At 71.2% G+C, this 17,869-nt stretch carries 16 protein-coding genes; 9 read left to right on the top strand and 7 right to left on the bottom strand.

The features are described 5' to 3' along the window. Positions 1 to 23 precede the first annotated feature (23 nt). The 6 genes from AC6JA9_RS15835 to AC6JA9_RS15810 all read left to right on the top strand — a co-directional run bounded on the left by AC6JA9_RS15835 (position 24) and on the right by AC6JA9_RS15810 (position 6,199). Positions 24 to 1,802 (top strand): M61 family metallopeptidase, encoded by a 1,779-nt coding sequence (locus tag AC6JA9_RS15835; RefSeq protein ID WP_497960044.1) that lies wholly within the window; start codon positions 24 to 26, stop codon positions 1,800 to 1,802. Positions 1,803 to 1,814: 12 nt separating this feature from the next. Beyond that, the gene (locus AC6JA9_RS15830) at positions 1,815 to 3,266 is read left to right on the top strand and encodes a hypothetical protein (RefSeq protein ID WP_497960043.1); all 1,452 of its coding nucleotides are present in this window, start codon (positions 1,815 to 1,817) and stop codon (positions 3,264 to 3,266) included. Continuing rightward, positions 3,263 to 3,700, top strand: coding sequence for a carboxypeptidase-like regulatory domain-containing protein (locus tag AC6JA9_RS15825; protein ID WP_497960041.1), 438 nt, complete (start codon positions 3,263 to 3,265; stop codon positions 3,698 to 3,700). Before AC6JA9_RS15830 ends, AC6JA9_RS15825 begins: the two co-directional genes overlap by 4 nt. A 282-nt stretch (positions 3,701 to 3,982) precedes the next feature. Next, on the top strand, positions 3,983 to 4,867 hold the full coding sequence (gene rnhB / locus AC6JA9_RS15820; protein WP_408890882.1) for a ribonuclease HII: 885 nt from the start codon (positions 3,983 to 3,985) through the stop codon (positions 4,865 to 4,867). After that, positions 4,864 to 5,499 carry a hypothetical protein gene (locus tag AC6JA9_RS15815; RefSeq protein ID WP_267696771.1) on the top strand — a complete coding sequence of 212 codons (636 nt, stop codon included), beginning with the start codon at positions 4,864 to 4,866 and terminating at the stop codon, positions 5,497 to 5,499. The genes rnhB and AC6JA9_RS15815 overlap by 4 nt, the downstream gene beginning before the upstream one ends. 61 nt (positions 5,500 to 5,560) lie before the next feature. After that, the gene (locus AC6JA9_RS15810; protein WP_223783054.1) at positions 5,561 to 6,199 is read left to right on the top strand and encodes a histidine phosphatase family protein; all 639 of its coding nucleotides are present in this window, start codon (positions 5,561 to 5,563) and stop codon (positions 6,197 to 6,199) included. Between the two features lie 268 nt (positions 6,200 to 6,467). On the opposite strand, the gene AC6JA9_RS15805 is transcribed toward AC6JA9_RS15810, so the two are convergent. The 3 genes from AC6JA9_RS15805 to AC6JA9_RS15795 all read right to left on the bottom strand — a co-directional run bounded on the left by AC6JA9_RS15805 (position 6,468) and on the right by AC6JA9_RS15795 (position 10,600). Continuing rightward, positions 6,468 to 7,823, bottom strand: a complete 1,356-nt coding sequence (locus tag AC6JA9_RS15805; protein WP_223746697.1) for an aminotransferase class I/II-fold pyridoxal phosphate-dependent enzyme — start codon at positions 7,821 to 7,823, stop codon at positions 6,468 to 6,470. A 274-nt stretch (positions 7,824 to 8,097) separates the two neighbouring features. Further along, a complete protein-coding gene (acs, locus tag AC6JA9_RS15800; protein WP_223783055.1) occupies positions 8,098 to 10,053 on the bottom strand; it encodes an acetate--CoA ligase in 1,956 nt (651 codons plus the stop codon). Between the two features lie 67 nt (positions 10,054 to 10,120). Next, complete coding sequence (locus tag AC6JA9_RS15795) at positions 10,121 to 10,600, bottom strand: hypothetical protein (RefSeq protein WP_223746695.1); 480 nt, start codon at positions 10,598 to 10,600, stop codon at positions 10,121 to 10,123. 70 nt (positions 10,601 to 10,670) lie between these two features. Between AC6JA9_RS15795 and AC6JA9_RS15790 the strand changes: the two genes are divergently transcribed. From AC6JA9_RS15790 to AC6JA9_RS15780, 3 genes are all read left to right on the top strand, one after another. Beyond that, a complete protein-coding gene (locus tag AC6JA9_RS15790; RefSeq protein WP_223746694.1) occupies positions 10,671 to 11,093 on the top strand; it encodes an NUDIX domain-containing protein in 423 nt (140 codons plus the stop codon). Positions 11,094 to 11,108: 15 nt separating this feature from the next. Then, positions 11,109 to 12,827 carry a M50 family metallopeptidase gene (locus AC6JA9_RS15785; RefSeq protein ID WP_223783056.1) on the top strand — a complete coding sequence of 573 codons (1,719 nt, stop codon included), beginning with the start codon at positions 11,109 to 11,111 and terminating at the stop codon, positions 12,825 to 12,827. Positions 12,828 to 12,957: 130 nt separating this feature from the next. Then, a complete protein-coding gene (locus tag AC6JA9_RS15780) occupies positions 12,958 to 13,641 on the top strand; it encodes a hypothetical protein (RefSeq protein WP_497960039.1) in 684 nt (227 codons plus the stop codon). Between the two features lie 8 nt (positions 13,642 to 13,649). Here AC6JA9_RS15780 and moaD read toward each other — a convergent pair whose 3' ends face one another. From moaD to AC6JA9_RS15760, 4 genes are read right to left on the bottom strand one after another with little or no spacing between them, the layout of a single operon-like run. Beyond that, positions 13,650 to 14,324 (bottom strand): molybdopterin converting factor subunit 1, encoded by a 675-nt coding sequence (gene moaD, locus AC6JA9_RS15775; RefSeq protein ID WP_497960037.1) that lies wholly within the window; start codon positions 14,322 to 14,324, stop codon positions 13,650 to 13,652. After that, on the bottom strand, positions 14,321 to 16,183 hold the full coding sequence (locus AC6JA9_RS15770) for a PKD domain-containing protein (protein WP_483577597.1): 1,863 nt from the start codon (positions 16,181 to 16,183) through the stop codon (positions 14,321 to 14,323). Before AC6JA9_RS15770 ends, moaD begins: the two co-directional genes overlap by 4 nt. A gap of 6 nt (positions 16,184 to 16,189) precedes the next feature. Further along, positions 16,190 to 16,918 carry an MXAN_2562 family outer membrane beta-barrel protein gene (locus AC6JA9_RS15765; protein ID WP_421542530.1) on the bottom strand — a complete coding sequence of 243 codons (729 nt, stop codon included), beginning with the start codon at positions 16,916 to 16,918 and terminating at the stop codon, positions 16,190 to 16,192. Continuing rightward, complete coding sequence (locus tag AC6JA9_RS15760) at positions 16,915 to 17,811, bottom strand: MXAN_2561 family MXYO-CTERM-anchored protein (RefSeq protein WP_497960036.1); 897 nt, start codon at positions 17,809 to 17,811, stop codon at positions 16,915 to 16,917. The genes AC6JA9_RS15765 and AC6JA9_RS15760 overlap by 4 nt, the downstream gene beginning before the upstream one ends. Positions 17,812 to 17,869 lie beyond the last annotated feature (58 nt).

Here is a 17,869-nt window from a genome sequence, read left to right as displayed (position 1 = left end):
TGCCCGGGAAGAAAGGCCCGGCCATGTCCCCCACCGTCGTCCGCTACCGCGTCAGCCTGCCCCGGCCCCACACCCACCTGCTGGAGGTGGAGGCCACCTTCCCCGAGGGCGAAGCCACCCTCGACGCGCGGATGCCGGTGTGGACGCCGGGCAGCTACCTGGTGCGCGAGTTCGCGCGGCACGTCCAGGACGTCACCGCGTCGACGGGGGACGGAACGCCCCTGCCGGTGAAGCGGGTGGACAAGCAGACGTGGCGGGTGGACGCGGCGGGCCAGGCCGTCACGCTGCGCTACCGCGTCTACTGCAACGAGCTGACGGTGCGCACCAGCCACGTGGACGGCACGCACGCGTACCTCAACGGCGCCTGCGTGTTCCTCTACACGGACGCGACGCGCGAGCTGGAGCACCACGTCACGGTGGAGGCGCCGGCGGGCTGGACGTCGTTCTGCGCCCTGGGCCAGCGCGACGGGGCCTTCGTGGCGAACGACTACGACACGCTGGTGGACAGCCCCATCGAGGTGGGTCCGCACACGCCGCTGACCTTCACCGTGGCGGGCGTGTCCCACGAAGTCGTCGTCTGGGGCGACACGCCGGCGGACCCGGAGCGGTTGTGCTCGGACTTCCAGCGGCTGTGCGAGGTGCAGGCGCGGCTGTTCGGCGGGCTGCCCATGCCGCGCTACCTGTTCCTCCTGTACCTGACGGACAAGGGCCGCGGCGGCTTGGAGCACCAGGCCAGCACCGCCCTGCTCTTCCCGCGCACGGGCCTGTCCACGGGGCGCGGCTGGGAGGACCTGCTCACGCTGGCCGCGCACGAGTACTTCCACCTGTGGATGGTGAAGCGGGTGAAGCCCCGAGCGCTGGTGCCCTTCGACTACTCGAGGGAGAACTACACCGCGCTCCTGTGGGCCTTCGAGGGCACCACCGCGTACTACGACAACCTCATCGTCCGCCGCGCGGGGCTGATGTCCGCGCAGCGCTACCTCACGCGCCTGGGCGAGACGCTCACGGCGCTGCACTCCACGCCGGGCCGACGCACGCAGACGCTCGCGGAGGCGTCGCTGGTGAGCTGGGTGAAGCACTACCGGCCGGACGAGAACTCGCCCAACAGCGCCATCTCCTACTACCTGAAGGGCGAGGTGGTGTCGGCGCTGCTGGACCTGGAGATTCGCCGCGCCACCCGCGACGCGCGCGGGCTGGATGACGTGATGAGGCTGTTGTGGGAGCGCCACGGCGACGGCTCCGGAGTGGGCGAGGACGGCGTGGAGGCGGCCGCGAGCGAGGTGGCGGGCGTGGACCTGTCGACCTTCTTCGAGCGGGCGCTGCGCACGACGGAGGAGCTGGACTACTCGGTCCTCTCGCACGTGGGCCTGGAGGCGAACTTCCGCCCGCGAGAGTCCGCCAGTGACAGAGGCGGCACGCCGCCCAAGGGCAAGGCCACGGAGGCGCGCCCCAAGGGGTGGCTGGGCCTGACGCTCAAGGGGAGCGCCACGGTGGCCACGGTGCTGGACGGCTCACCGGCGCAGGACGCGGGGCTGTACGCGGAGGACGACGTGGTGGCGCTGGACGGCTGGAAGGCGGACGGCGCCGCGCTCGTCGCCCGGTGCGAGGACAAGCGCCCCGGCGAGACGGTGCGCGTGACGGTGTTCCGCCGGGACAGGCTCCTGGAGGTGCCGGTGGTGCTGGGCGCCAAGCCCGCGGAGGCGGTGTGGCTGTCGCGCGTGGACAGGCCCACCGAGGCCCAGAAGGCCGCGTACCAGTCCTGGCTCGGCGCCCCCTGGGACGAGGCCCCCGGCGCGGCATAGGCTGCGGGGGACATGTCCTCCGCCTCCATCGCCTGTCGCCAACATCCCCGGGAGCTCGCCGGTTGGCAGTGCCAGTCCTGCGGCGCATCCCTGTGCCCGGAGTGCGCGGTGGGGCGCCGCGTCCAGACGGTGGAGCTGGTGGGGTGCGGCCTGTGCGGAGGCGACACGGAGGTGCTCCACCTCCACCGCGACGTGGTGCCCTTCACCCGTCGGCTGCGCAAGGCCTGGCGCTACCCCTTCTCCGCCGCGGGCCTGCAGCTGCTCGTCGCGCTGAGCATCTTCCTGGGCATGGTGGGGTGGCTGGCGGAGAACTCCTTCCTCGTCATGCGGCCGCCGCTCATCGCCTTCTATGGCGGCCTGTTCTGGGCGACCTTCTTCGGGCTCGTGCGCGAGACGGCGCGCGGCGACACGTCGCTCGACATCCCTGACTTCAGCGACATCTTCCGGGACGCGCTGCTGCCCGGCCTGCGCGGCCTGCTGGTGTTCCTGGTGGCCGGGTTGCCGTCGCTCGTCTACGGGCTGTGGGCACACCCGGGTGGCAGCGCGAAGCTGGACATGTTCGCGTGGTTCATCCAGTGGCGGATGCCGCCGGGGCTGACGGCGGACCCCGTGTTCTGGCTGCTCGTGGGGGTGGGCTGTCTTTGGCTGCCCATGGGGCTGTTGCTCGCGGCGTCGGAGCACCCCGTCTCGCACATGCTCAACCCGGCCATGGTGCTGCGGCTGGCGCGCGGCCTGGGCTCCGACTACCTGGTGGCCTGCGCCGCGCTCGCGGGGCTGCTCGTCGTCCACGGCGCCGCGCACGTGCTCGCGGTGGCCGTGCGCGCGCTGGGCCTGGTCTTCATCTCCCGCTTCCTCGCGGAGGCCATCACGCTGGTGGTGCCCTTCCTGGCGGCGCATGTGCTGGGCCTCTTGCTGTACGTGCGCGGAGACCGCGTGGGCTACGGCGAGCCGAGCGACTACGTGGCGCCCGTGCTGGGGAACGCCCAGCCCACCCGGGGGTCCGCCCCGCTGGGGGGAGCCGGCGTGCAGCGGGACACTCCCGCGCGGGAAGCGGAGTCCCCCGGAGAGGAAACACCCGGCGCACCCGTGGGCGCCGACGAGCGGCTCGCCGCCCTCGCGCTGGCGGTGGGTGGGCGCGACGTGGCCCGGGCGCTGGAGCTGTATGCCGCGCTGGAGCAACTGCCCGCCGCGAGGGTGCCCTCCGAGCACCACCTGTTCATCGGCCAGGCCGCGGCGGTGGAAGGAAACTTCCCACTGGCTGTCACCGCGCTGGAACGCGCCGCGGACGTGGCACCGGATTCGCCCACCGCGCCCAGGGCGCTCGTCATGCTGGCGCGCGTGCTGGGTGAGCGGATGAATGACGCGGCGCGCGCGGAGGAGGTCTACCAGTACGTGCAACACCGCTATCCGGATACCCAGGCCGCGAGATTCGCGAGCGAGCGCAGCCGGCCCCGGCCTGATTGAACCGGGCATTGCCGCGCGCGGGCATCGGCATCACCTTCCAGTGCATGATTCGGGCGTGTGGATGGGTGGGTGGGCTCCTCGGACTCGGCATGTTGCTGTCCGGCTGTGACGACGCGCCTCGCATGTCGCGAGGCCATGACGAGTGCGAGACGACGCTGATGGCCGTGCGCGTGGCCGTCGTCTCCGCGGACGGCGCCCGCGTGCGCGGCGCCACCGTCACCGCCACCAACGTGGCCTCCAACGTCAGCATCTCCGGCGTCACCGGCTCCGACGGCGTCACCACCGCCGTCAACGAGACGCTGGCGCCCAGCCCGGTGCGAGTCACGGCCACCGCCGGCTCCAAGGTGTCCCCCGCCTCCCACGTGGAGTGGGTGTGTGACACCTGCAACTGCGTACCCGAGCCGTCCGAATTGACCCTGGAGTTGAGCCCCTGACAGGCCCTCGGGCCTCCAACTTCCCGGACATCTCACGGATTTCCATGTGAGATGGCACCGCAGAGGTTGTGTTCGGCCGGTCCGATGCGGTACGGCTTGGAGCCATGCGTCAGACCCGCATGCTCGCCACCTCCCCCCTCTTCCTCGTCCTCGGAGCCTCCCAGCGTGCGGGCGCTCCCGTGTGTACGGCGGTGGGGACGTGTTGTGGCGGGAGCCGCGTTCCCCCCCTGGGGAGCCCCGCGTGGCGTCCTACCGTTCCGGTAGCTCTTCGGGTCCGCCAGCATGTCCATCGATAGCCGGGAGCAGTGGATCCAGTGCGCGCTCGGCGAGCTGACCGAGCGCTTCGTCAACCAGGCACACCCCATCCCCTCGGGCCTGCTGGAGGCGCTGGACGCGGACCCGCGTCGAGGCGCCCAGTCCCTGGCGCGGCGCATCCGCGCGAGGCAGGAGCGCAACCGCTCGGAGGGCCAGCGGCTGCGGCACCTGCTGCGCTTCGAGACGGAGCTGTGGGAGCAGGGGCTCGTGCACGTGGCGGGGGTGGACGAGGCGGGCATGGCGCCGCTCGCGGGCCCCGTCGTGGCGGCCGCCGCGGTGCTGCCCAGGAGCTACCGGCTCAAGGGCCTGGACGACTCCAAGAAGGTGCTGGACGCGCAGAAGCGCGAGGCGCTGGCGGAGTCGCTCAAGCGCGACGTCGTCGCCTGGGCGGTGGGCCGGGCGGAGGTCGAGGAGATCGACCAGCTCAACATCTACCACGCGGGGCTGTTGGCCATGCGCCGCGCGGTGGAGGGGCTGGGGCTCAAGCCCGACTACGTGTTGGTGGATGCGCGGACGATTCCGCAGTGCCCGGCGCCGCAGCGAGGAATCATCAAGGGTGACTCGCTCTCGATGAGCATCGCCGCGGCGTCCATCCTGGCCAAGACGACGCGCGACCGGCTGATGGCGGAGCTGGACCAACGCTACCCGGGCTACGGCCTGGCCGACCACAAGGGTTACCCGACGGCGCGCCACGTCCAGGCGCTGCGGGAGAAGGGAGTGCTGCCCATCCACCGACGCAGCTTCGGTCCGGTGAAGGAGGTGCTCGGGCTGGTGGAGCCCGGTGAGCCGTCCCCTGCTCAGGCGGAGCTGTTCTGCGTGGAGCCCATCGCGACGACGAGGCGCAAGTCATGAGCACGGACCGAGACATCGACGGTTGGCTGTCGGAGCGGGGCATCACCCTCACGGACGCGAAGCTGCGCGCGCGAGCGGTGCTGGAGGAGGCGGGCCTCACCCGTCCCGGCAAGGCGCGGATGAGCGAGCCCAAGCTGCTCAAGGCGGCCCAGGTGCTGGACGGGCGGTTCTTCCCCGTGTGCTCGGATGGGGCGTGCGTGAAGGTGGCCCAGGCGAGCGGCCGGGAGCCCTTGCGCGTGGAGCCTCGCAGCCACTGCGCCAGGTGCGGGGGTTCGGCGAACCACCGGGCGGAGGTGGCCTTCGTGGAGACGTGTCAACGGCTCGGCGTGAGCAAGGTGGTGGTGGTGGGAGGCTCGCCCGCGGTGCGCGAGGAGCTGGAGTCGAAGCTCGGGCCGCACATCGACCTGCGCATGGTGGACGGCACGGAGCGGCGCACGTCGGACCGGGCCCGCAGTGACTTGGAGTGGGCGGACCTGGTGCTGGTGTGGGGCGCCACGGAGCTGCACCACAAGGTGAGCGGGCACTACACGCATGGAGGCCCGGCCTACAGTCGCAAGGTCGTCCACGTGGTGCGTCGGGGAGTGGCCGCGCTGCTCGAGGAGGGCATGACGCACCTGGAGCGGGCACGCTGAACCGCCAACAGTGCCGCACGGAGCCCTTGCCCCGTGCGGCCGGCGCCGTCAGTCTTCCGGGATGAAGACCGAGCTCATCCTGCTGCGGCACGGCGAGACGGAGTGGAACGCGAAGGGGCTCTTGCAGGGCCACCAGGACAGCCCGCTGAGCCCCGAGGGCGTGCGGCAGGCGGACGCGCTCGCGGCGCGGCTGGTGACGGTGTCCTTCAGCGCGCTGTATTGCAGTGATCTGGGCCGGGCGGTGCAGACGGCGAGGCGCATCGCCGCGCGCACGGGACACGACGTGCGCCCGGATGCCCGGCTGCGCGAGCGGGGGCTGGGCGTCCTGGAGGGACTCACCCGCGAGGAGGCGAGCCGCCGTCACCCGGAGGTCTTCGGCGCGTACGCCACCAACGCCCCGGACTTCGTCGTCCCCGGTGGGGAGAGCACGTCCCAGCGGCTGGGCCACGCGGTGGAGTGCCTGGGCGAGGTCGGCACCCGCCATGCGGGCGAGCGCGTGGTGGTGGTGATGCATGGCGGCGTGCTGAGCAGCTTCTTCCGCCACAGCCTGGGCATTCCGCCGGCCACGCCCCGCGCCTTCTCGGTGCTCAACGCGTGTTGGAACCAGTTCGACTACCACCAGGGCGCGTTCCGCCTGGTGACGTGGGGCGACATCACCCACCTCAAGGAACTGAGCGCGGACGACTCCTCCGCGCGCTGAGGAGAGGTCCCCACGCCACGGAGGTGTCGCGCGACCTGGCCGCCACGCGGCACCCGGACGCAGTGGAAGGCGCACGGCGCCTCATCAACACGGGGCCTCGCGCCCTCCACGCGCCAAGATGCGGGCGGTGGAAGGTGCGCTGCGCCTCATCAGCACGGGGCCTCGCGCCCTCCACACGCAACGACGCGGGCTCTCGACGAGGGGAGCGTCAGCCCAGGACCGCGCCCCGCGCCCTCCAACTGGAACGGCGCGGGGCCTCGTTGACGCGTCAGACCTCGGCGCGCTTGCCCGACTCGGCGCGCGCGGTGCGCAGGGGGCTCTGCTGCGGCGCCTCCACGAACTCGCGCGCCTCCGCCACCGCGCGCAGCACCACCTCGGCGCCGAGCTTCATCTGCTCCACCGAGTGCGACGACATCACCTGCATGCGGAAGCGAGACTCGCGGATGCGCACCGCGGGGTACTCCACCATGTTGGGGAACACGCCGCGCTCGAACACGAGCCTGCCCGCGACCCTCGCGACCTTCGGGTCGCCCACCGGTACGGGCACCACGTTGGAGGGCTCCCCCAGACACTTCACCCCGCCCTCGGCGAACGCGGCGCGCAGCGCGAGGATGTTCTCCATCGCCTTCGCGCGCAGCACCTCGCCCTCGTCCGAGCGGACGATGCGCAATGACTCGAGCGCCACCGCCGCCTGCACCGGAAGGATGGCATTGGAGAAGATGTGCGGCCCGCCCATGACCCGCACGAACTGGCGCACCGCCGGCGAGCGCGTCGCCACGAAGCCACCGTTCGACGAGAACGTCTTGGAGAACGAGCCCACCACCAGGTCCACCTTCCCCAACAGCCCCTGCGCTCCCAGGCTGCCCGTGCCGCGAGGGCCCAGCGCGCCCAGATCATGCGCCACGTCCACCAGCAGCGTCGCGCCGAACTCGTGACAGAGGTTCTGCAGCTCCTCGATGCGAGGAATGTCCGAGTCCATGGAGAACAGGCCCTCGGTGACCACGAGGATGCCATTGGCCGTGTCGTGGGCGCGCAGCTCCTGGAGCTTGCGGCGCATCGCGCGGTTGCTCAGGTGCGGCACCCGGCTCACCTTCTGCGTCGCCGCGCTGGCGCCCTGCTGGAGGCTCGCGTGCGACAGCGCGTCCAGCACCACGTGGTCCTCCGGACGCACCAGCCCCGCGATGGCGCCGAAGCCCGCGCCCCACCCCGTCGCGAACAGCGCCACGTACGGCATCTCCAGATGCTCTCCGAGCGCCTGCTCCAGCTGGAGTCCCGGCGTCGTGTTGCCACCGAACATCCCGGAGCCGGCGCTGTGCACGCCGTAGTCCCGGATGGACCGATGCGCCGCCTCGACCACCGCTGGATGCGTGGACAATGACAGATAGTCCTGCGAGCCGAAGTTCACCCCGTGCCGCGCCACCCCACCCTCGCTGCGCACGCCACACTCAGCGGTCGGCGCGCCCTCCAGGCTGCGCGAGTACGGCCACAATCCTGTCTGTCGCCGTGACTCCTGCCATTGGAAGAACGCCTCCGTCCGAGCCAGCAGATCAGGGCCGGTCGGATGCGTGTAATTGGCGATGAAATGGGTGAACAACGGCGAATCGAGCTGATCGCGTAGATTCATGAACACATCCGAGGGGGAGGGGGAACGACGCTGGAACAGGACCTGGCACGTCGCGCTCGGGGGGGTGAGCGCGGCCTTTAATGCCCCTGCATCTTTCCAGTGTCAACAACTCCTCAACACCCGGATATTTCGAATTATGAGTGCGGACCAACCTTCATACGTTGGGTGAAATCCGATTGCGTTTCAAACCCTTGGAGTCCTGTCGTTGTAGCACGACGTGACACATCCATCTTGAGAAGCGGAGGGCCCAGGGGACCCTCCGCGCCTCCATGCGCTACTCGTCGTTCTGCTGGAGCGCCGCGAGGACATTGAGGTCCTCGAGCGTGGTGGTGTCTCCCGATGCCTGCTTGCCCGCGGCGACGTCGCGCAGGAGCCGCCGCATGATCTTCCCGGAGCGTGTCTTGGGTAGCGCCTCCGCGAAGCGGATCTCATCCGGCCGCGCGATGGCGCCAATCTCCTTGGAGACGTGCTGGGCCAATTCCTTCTTCAGCTCCGGTGAGGGCACGTTGCCCTGCTTGAGCGTGACGAAGGCCACGAGCGCTGTGCCCTTGAGGTCATCGGGGCGGCCCACGACGGCGGCCTCGGACACGAGCTTGTGGGCGACGAGCGCGCTCTCCACCTCGGCGGTGCCAAGCCGGTGGCCCGCGACATTGACGACGTCGTCCACGCGACCCATCAGCCAGAAGTAGCCGTCCATGTCCGTGCGCGCGCCATCGCCGGTGAAGTACTTGCCGGGCAGCTCGCTGAAGTACGTGCGTACGTAGCGGTCCGGGTCGCCGTACACGGTGCGCAGCATGGAGGGCCACGGCCTCGTGACGAAGAGCAGGCCGCCCTGCCCCTTCGGCACCGCGTTGCCCGCGCGGTCCAGGATCTCCGCGTGGATGCCGGGCAGCGGCAGCGTGGCCGAGCCGGGCTTGGTGGGCGTCGCGCCCGGCAGCGGCGAAATCATGATGCCGCCCGTCTCCGTCTGCCACCACGTGTCCACGACGGGGCAGCGGCCCTGACCGATGACGTCGCGGTACCACATCCACGCCTCGGGGTTGATGGGCTCGCCCACGCTGCCCAGCAGGCGCAGCGAGGACAGGTTCTTCTTGCGCGGGTGCTCGTCGCCCAATCGCATGAAGGCGCGGATGGCCGTGGGCGCGGTGTAGAGGATGGTGGCCCTGTAGCGCTCGATGATGTCCCAGAAGCGGTCCGGCCCCGGGTGCGTGGGCGCGCCCTCGTAGATGACGGTGGTGGCGCCGTTCATCAGCGGCCCGTAGACGACGTAGCTGTGGCCCGTCACCCAGCCCACGTCGGCGGTGCACCAGTAGACGTCATCCTCGCGCAAGTCGAACACCCAGCGCGTGGTGAGCGAGGCGACCACCGCGTAGCCCGCCGTGGTGTGCAGCACGCCCTTGGGCTTCCCGGTGGAGCCGGACGTGTAGAGGATGAACAGCGGGTGCTCGCTCTCCACCCACTCCGGCTCGCACGTGTCGGACTGGCCGTTGACCAGCACGTCCCACGCCACCATGCGCGGGTCGGTGAGCGCCAGCGCGTCTCCCGTGCGGCGCGCCACCACCACCTTCTCCACGCTGGGCATGTTCTTCAGCGCGGCCTCCACGTTCTTGAGCAGCGGCACCACCGCGCCCTTGCGCCAGCCGCCGTCCGCGGTGAGCACCACCTTGGCGCCCGCGTCCTTCATGCGCTCCTGGAGCGCCTCCGCGGAGAAGCCGCCGAACACCACCGAGTGCACCGCGCCGATGCGCGCGCACGCCAGCATCGCCACCGCGGCCTCGGGCACCATGGGCAGGTAGATGCCCACGCGGTCCCCCTTCTTGACGCCCAGGGACTTCAGCCCGTTGGCCAGCCGGTTCACCTCGATGGCGAGCTGCCCGTACGTGAGGGTGCGCCGGTCTCCGGGCTCACCCTCGAAGAGGATGGCGGGCTTGTCGCGGCGCGTGGCCAGGTGCCGGTCCAGACAGTTGTAGGCCAGGTTGGTGCGCCCCTCGACGAACCAGCGCGCGTGTGGCGGCTTCCAGTCGAGCACCGTCTGGAAGGGCTCCTTCCAGTAGAGCTCCTCGCGAGCGCGCTCGCCCCAGTACTTGTCCGGATCTCGGGCGGCCTCGTCCCACAGACGCTGGTAGTCCTCCATGCTCTTCAGGTGAGCACGCTGGGAGAACTCCTGGGGCGGTGGGAAGACGCGGGTCTCGGTCAGGACCGAGGAGATTTCTTGCTGCGTTTCAGCCATGGGCTCCTCCGCAGAGTGGGCGACAACCCCTCTGTTCTAGGAACCCCGGAGGCCGGGCTCAAGCACGCTATTCGCAGCGGTTCGCTTCCTTGACGGCTTCAAAACGCATCCACAGCTCGCACGCGCACTCGGCGGGCCGCTGCTCGGAGGCGTAGCGCACCCGCATCGCCCCGTCGAAGCGCGTCTCGCACTGCGTCGTCGCGTCGATGTGGATGCTGGCTTCATCCAGCAGACAGTCCACCCCGCGCACGGGCGTGGCGGCGTTGATGGTGGTGCCGTCGATGGCGAAGTCGTCGCCCTCGGCGAGGAAGTAGCCGATGAGCTGCGTGTCGAGCAGCCCGAAGTTCAGGCGCACCACGCGGCCGGTGACCTGCAGGCTGCCGCGGAACAAGTCGCGGTTGGCGTCGTAGAGGCCGCAGTCGTCGCGGAAGATCTCCACGGGAGTGAACTCGTAGTCGCCCGCTTCCTGGACGAAGGGCAGGCAGCCCGACATGGCGCTCACGAGGAGGGCGGGCACGAGCAGGCGGAAGCGTCTCGGGGTGGACACGGGGCGCACCATACCCCACGAATGCATCGAGTGCAGTGCGCTCGTGGCGGTCGGGGTTAGAGTGGCCCCCATGCCCGAATACCGCAACCCCAAGCCCACCGTGGACTGCATCATCGAGCTGGCCGGTGGACGCATCGTCCTCATCCGCCGCGCGAACCCGCCCATCGGCTGGGCGCTGCCGGGGGGATTCGTGGACGAGGGCGAGCCCCTGGACGCGGCGGCCATCCGGGAGGTCAAGGAGGAGACGGGGCTGGAGGTGAAGCTGGTGGAGCAGTTCTTCACGTACTCGGACCCGAAGAGGGACCCGCGGCAGCACACGCTGTCGACGGTGTACATCGGCACGGCGGACGGTGAGCCGAAGGGCTCGGATGACGCGGCGGAGGCGCGCACGTTCGCGCTGGACGCGCTGCCGTCGGACCTGTGCTTCGACCACGGCACCATCCTCTCCGACTACCGGACGTACAAGCAGACCGGGCAGCGGCGGAAGCTGTAGGGAGCGCCGTCCAGGATGCACTACGCGCTCGTCCTGCTGGCCCTCGGAGGGCTGTTGGCCCTGCATGAGCTGGGGCACCTCGTCGCCGCGCGGCTGCTCGGGGTGCGGGTGCCCCGCTTCGTGTTCGGCTTCGGTCCACCCATGGCGTCCTTCCGGTTGGGGGGGACGCAGTTCGTCGTGGGGGCGGTGCCGCTGGGCGCCACGGTGCACATCCAGGGGATGAATCCCCACCGCTCGGAGGTCGCGGAGGCCGCGAGCTTCCGGACGCTGGGGCCCCTGCGGCGCGCGCTCATCATCCTGGCGGGGCCGCTGTCCAACTACCTGTTCGCGCTGGGCGTGCTGTTCGCGCTCTACACGTCGGGCACCCACGTCGTGGTGCCGCTGACGGTGGGCACGGTGCGGCCGGGCTCGGAGGCGGCGCGGGCGCAGTTGCTGCCCGGGGACCGCATCGACTCGGTGAACGGTCAGGCGCTGCGCAGCTGGACGGAGTTCGTGGAGAAGGTGGCGGTGGGCGTGGGCAGCACGCTGGAGCTGCGGGTGGACCGGCACGGCGAGCAGCGCACGGTGACGGTGCGACCGCGCGCGGACGAGCGTGGCGAGGGACGCATCGGCGTGAGCCAGCAGTACGTGTACCGCACGCATGCGCCGGGCGAGGCGCTGAGGCACGCGACGGTGCACACGATGAACCTCGCGGCCGAGGGCGTGACGATGTTCACGCGGCTGGCGAAGGGAGAACAGGCGCGGGGTGGACCGACGGGCCCCGGGGCGCTGGTGCGGCAGGAGTCGTCCGATGCGGCGTCGTCGGGGCTGGACTCGGTGCTGCGAGCGCTGGTGGCCGCGTCGCTGGCGCTCGCGCTGCTGACCTTGCTGCCGATTCCGGGGCTGGATGGCGGGCGCGTCGTGCTGTTGCTGGTGGAGGCGGTGAGTGGTCGCAAGCTGCCGCCTCGCGTGGAGACGGTGGCGCAGACGGTGGGGTTCCTCGCGAGCGCGACGGTCATCGTCGCGGTGGCGTTCGCGGAGATTCGCGGGGCGCTCCCCGAGCGGTTCAAGTCGGAGTCCGCGTCACCCGCGACGACGGGACCCGGTGGCACCACGGCCGGAGCGCCCCCCACGACGGGAGCGAGTGCACCTCCCATCGGAGCGTCCTCGGGAGCGACGGCCCCTGGCGGCGGCGCACCCGCGGGAACGGCGCTTCCCACGACCGCGACACCGGGCGGCACGGGCCCTGGAGGACCTGTGGCTCCGCCTGTCGCCAGCTCGGGAGCAGCAGCTGCGACGGGAACCAAGGCAGCACCCGCTGCGCCAACGCCAGTGACAGGCGCACCGGCAGGAGTTGATTCGCGCGGCGTGACGGTCCCCGCCTCCGGAGCGGCGAGCGCGCTCAATCCAGCCGGGAGCAGCGGCGGGGGCGCATCCCCCACAACGAGCGCGCCGCCATCCACGGGCTCCGCGACGCCCACGAACGTGGGAGCCACGGCAACGCCCGCCACGGCAGCCGGGGCGACGGACGCACCCGCGAACAGCGCGGCGCCAGCAGGTGCGCCGTCGGGCCTTCCGACAACCACGCCTGCGCCACACGGCGCGGACACACAAACACCCGCGGCGAGCCCATCGTCCACGCCGCCTCCCGCGAGCGCTCCACCCGCGACGCCACCTCCGCTACCCGCCGAGTCCGGGACGAAGGACACCCCCTCATCCGGCGGTCCCTCGGTGATGGGCAGGACGACGGCCTGAAATCCCCTGCCCCGGAACCCGCGAGGGGAACCGCGAGCCTCCCCTGGTTGTCGGGCAAGCGGGCGGACGCTTCCTGTCCACCTGTGGGCTTCCGGCCCCGATGATGCGGCCGACAGGCGGCGGGACGCATATGCTTACGCGCGAGATGAGCACCAAGGCCAAGGCGGACGGCGGGCTGTACTTCGAGCTGTACTGGGGCGAGAACCTGGCCGAGGCCTGGAGCTACGGGCGCGAGCAGACGCGGGTCCACGCCGCGCCGGATGAGAAGGCGCCCCTGCCCCTCTACGGCTTCACCCTCCCGGAAGAGCCGTTCCTCATGGCCGAGCGCACCGAGCGCGGCTGGCGCATCCACCTGCCCCCCAAGGTCCAGGTCGAGCACAAGCAGCGCGGAGACGCCTTCGCCGCCCTCCCCGGCGCCCAGCTCGTCCAGGACCAGGGCCGCGCCTCCGTGACGCTCGCGGACGGCATGACGCTGCGCCTCACCGAGGGACAGCTGTCCCTGCTCGTCCAGGCCTCCGTCGTGAAGGAGCGCGTCGGCCCCCTCCAGTGGAAGGACATGGGCTGGCTCGCCATCGTCGGCCTGCTCTTCCTGAGCCTGCCCGTGGGCTTCCTCATCGCGGGCCCCACGCCCGAGCGCGCCGCCGAGTCCAACGCCCGCGCCCTCCAGCTCGCCGCCGAGAAGGAGGCCGCGCGTCGCAAGGCCATGGGCCTGGACACGCCCATGCGCCCCATCACCGACGCCGAGCGCGAGCAGCAGCAACCGGCGGACGCGGGCCCCGAGGTCAACATTCCCGCCAGCTTCCGGATGCGCTGACGAAGGCCTCACGGCCCCAGGCCGACCCACACCTCCCCATCCTCGAAGAACTCCTTCTTCCAGATGGGCACGTCCTGCTTGAGCCGCTCGATGGCGTGCTCACAGCCCCGGAAGGCCTCCTTGCGATGCGGCGCCGCGGCGGCGATGACCACCGCCAGCTCCCCCGGCACCAGCACGCCCACGCGGTGCACGATGGCCAGCCGCACGCCCGGCCATGACGTCGCGGCCTCCGCGCCAATCTCCGCCAGCTTCTTCTCGGCCATCGGCGCGTAGGCCTCGTACTCCAGCCGCAACACGCGCCGCCCCTTCGTCGCGTCGCGCACCGAGCCGCTGAAGGTGACGAGCCCGCCGTACGCCTCGCCCCCCACCGCCTCCACCACCTCCTCCAACCGCAGCGGCCGCTCCACCACGCGGAACAGCCCCGGCGAGCCACCCGCCACGGGAGGAATCAACGCCACCTCCGCGCCCGCCCGCACCGGCGCCTCCGCGCCCACGAACTCCTGGTCCACCGCCACGCGCAGGTGCGGCAGCAACGGAGCAAGCCCCGGATGCGCCGCCGCAAGCAGTCGGAGAACCACCTCCACCGTCGCGCCCTCGGGCACCTCCACGCGCTCCCGGGCCGTCCCCGCGCGCTCCCTCGCGGCGGCGAAGTACAGCACGGTGACAGCGCCGCCCGGGCTCACTTCCACTCCTGTCCCGCGCGAGCGTTCTCCCTCAATCGCAGACTCCCCTTCAGCCTCGCGCCGCCCTCGGCCAGCGAGAAGTCCAGGAAGCCCGAGTCCAGCGGCGTGAAGCCCTCCAGCACCGCCTTGATGAGCGCCTGCGCCGACGCCAGTCGCTCCGCGGGCACGCCCGGCAGCGACTCCTGCGCATCCAGCTCCGCGCGCAGCCGCCCCAGGTCCGCCATCACCGACAGGTGCCCCGCGCCGAACGCCTCACCGCCGAAGCGCTCGCGCAGCGACTTGCCGACATCGCCGCGAGGACGCCCCTCCAAAGGCTCACCGGCGATCAACGTGGCGCGCTCGGGGCCGATGCGCAGCTGCACCGGCTGCCCCCACAGGAGCGTCTTGTAGAGGCGGCCTCCGGGAATCTTCTCCATCGCGAAGCGCAGCGACGAGCCCTGCGCGCGCTCATCGAGCAGCCGCAGCACCGGCTCCACGGAGGTGAGGCCCGCGTCGATGAGGACGGTGCCCCGAGGCTCGGGCCGCTGGTTCCGCACGAAGTTCCGCAGGAAGCCCGGTGCATCGAAGTACACCAGCATCGCGACGTCACCACGCAGCGCCTTCAACAGCGCCTCCGCGTCCAGTCCTCGCGCGCGCCACCGCTCCACCATCCGCTCGCGACGCGGCGAGCCCGGCGCACCGAACGCCAGCTTCGCCAGCTCCTCGGGGGGCACGGAGAGCTGCGCGGCGGCCACCGGCCCCAACCCGCTCTCCGCCATCAGCGCGGACGGAGGCGCGCTCGCCCCCTGCAACAGCGGCCGCGTGGACGACAGGAACCCATCCAGCGACACGTGCTCGGGGCGCACCGTCATCGAGGCGAAGAAGCCCCGCACCGGCCCCTCCTCCTCCCCCTCGTCGAGCCTCGGTGCGCCCGTGTACAGGTAGACATTCCCCTCGCCCACCTTGGGACGCAGCTCGTTGAGCAGCGCCACCTCGGACATCCCGGGCCCCGTCAGCTCCGTCACCGCCCGACGCACCAGCTGCACGTCCGCGACGGCCGGCCGCGGCGGCTCCACCGCGAGCACCTCCAGCGGCACGCCCTCTTCCCCCTCCTCGTCGTCCTCCGCCTCCGGCCCGTCGGGAATCGCCAGGTACAGGTAGCCCCGATCAACGAACAGCAGCATCGGCTCGCTGCCATCCTGCGGCACCACGCGCATGGCGCCATCATCGGTGGGCATCACCTGGTGGCCGGAGCTCTCCAGCTCGCTCGCCACCGCGGACATCGCCGCGTCGGGCTCCGTGATGCCCAGCACCGCCACCACGCCGTCGAACTCCGGCAGGATGAACAGGCCGAAGCCCTCCTCGGGGTCCACGACGCTCGAGCCCTGCGTCAGGCTCTGCAACACGAGCGACACCAGGGGTGCCTCGCGCAGCGCCTCCTCCGCCTCCTCGGGGCCGATGAGTCGCTCGTGGAAGTCCACCAGCGGCTCCACGTTGCCCTGCAGCCGGGGCATCCACAGCACCGTCTGCGCGTCTCCCGGCACCGCGCGCAGCAACGGGCGCGGCACCACGGTGAGCCGCACGCGCCCCACCTCCTGGCCCTCGTGCAGCGCGCGCACGGTGTACGCGCCGGGCCGGGCGAAGGCGTGCGACAGCTGGGCGCCCTGCTTCGCGGGAGTCCCGTCGCCGACATCCCAGGAGAGGGCCTGCGCGCCCTTCTCCCCGGAGCCCAGCGTCACGGGCACGCCCGCCTCCACCGTGCGGTCCTCCCCCAGGTCCGTGCGCACCGCTCGCCGACAGCCGGGGCCCGTCAGGCCCACGGCGGTCAACAGGAGGAACAGCGTGACGGACCGACGGACGGAGCGCGGGGAGTGCGGCATGAGCCGCTAATAGTCCAGCGCGAGTCCGAACATCCAGCGCCGGCTGGACAAGTTCAGCCCCTTCCCTCCGAAATCGTCCACATCCGCGTAGGTGTACTCGGCGAACAGGTAGCTGTGGTTCACCCCCAGCCCCGAGTCGAAGTCGCGAGCGAAGCGCGGCTGCAGCACGTCCAGCAGGAACGCCAGGCCCGCCGTACCGCCCCAGCCCCACTTGCCGCCCTTGCCGGTGACGCCGCCGGAGACCTCGGTGTCGCTGCCCTTCGTCACCCACCAGGGCGAATAGATGAGGCCCAGCTTGCCGTACGGCACCAGCGGGATGCCCCACTCGAAGGCCGCGTAGTCGAACTTGTAGAAGAGGTTGAACGCGAGCGGCACCACCTTGATGGCCGTGCGCTCCGCCGCGTCTCCACCGCCGTCCGCCAGCTTCGCCGCGCCGTACTTCTCGCCGTAGCCCGCCGACACGCCGACGCCCGCGGTGCCGATGCCCTGGTAGAAGTAGCGCTGGAACTCCAGCTCCACGAGCAGCAGCGACGAGTCACCGAAGGTGTCCTTGTAGGGCGTGCCGCCCAGGCCCTTCTCCTCGTCGATGAGCGGCTTGTAGCCCCCCAGGCGGAAGATGATGCCGCCGGTGCGGGGGGACTCGACCAGATCCGGAGACACCACGCCGACGTCCTGCGCCCACGCGGGCAGCGCGGCGAACGCCACGGCCACACCCAGGCCCCATGCCCGACTCATGACTGCTTCCTCCTCGACACCGTCCAGAAGCCCAGGGCCGCCACCACGGCGCCCACGGCAAGTCCGCCACCTCCCGCCCCACACCCGCCCGTCTCCGCGCCCTGCGCGCCCCGGTACGCCGCCCAGAAGCCATTGCTCGCGATGGGGGTCCCCGTCGCCAGCGGCGACGGCTCGCTCTGGTTGCCCGCCTTGTCCAGCGCGAACACCCGCACGCCGTACTCCACGCCGTTCTCCAGGTTGTCCATGCGGAACAGCGTGTTCGACGACGTCTGCTCCTTGGAGCGCACCACGTCGCCCGGCGTGGCGCTGCCACCGTCCTCACCGGCCACCAGCTTCACCACCTCCACCTTCATCTGCGACGAGTCGCTCGGCGCCGTCACGTCCACGCTCAGCGCCGTGTCCAGGCCCGTCACCGTCGGCAGGATGGGCGCCGCGGGAGGCTTGGGGTCCAGCGTCAGGGTGATGGCGGGCGTGCCCACGCTCGTCGCGGTCGCCTCGCACGTCGTCCCCGTGCTGTTGAAGGGCCGCACGGACGCGCACAGCTTGAAGCTCTTGTTCTCTGTCTGGGCCTCGCACGTCTGGCCGGCCTTGGTGAGCGCCTCGCTGACGTTCAGGCTCACCGTGCCCGTCGTCACCGACGAGGAGCGCTCGATCTCCTCCAGCGTCACCTCGCTCGAGCTCGGCGTGTCCGAGCACGTGTCCGGGGACAGCCAGATGTAGAGCGTGTCGCACTGGTTGGTCGCCTGACGTTGCCAGGTGACCTGGGTGACCTTGGCGCAGTCGGCCTTGGAGACGACGATTTCGTTGCCCTGGCTTCCCGAGACCGAGAAGGTCACGGTCTGCCCCAGGGCGGTCGACGCGGAGAGCAAAAGCAAGGCGAGTGTGAGGCGCATGGGTAGCCGGACGCTAGCAAGCGGGGGGCCACACACAACGCCTTCCGACAGGCCCTTT

The organism is Myxococcus sp. MH1 (assembly GCF_059738865.1).
This window is presented reverse-complemented; position numbering and strand designations above follow the sequence as displayed.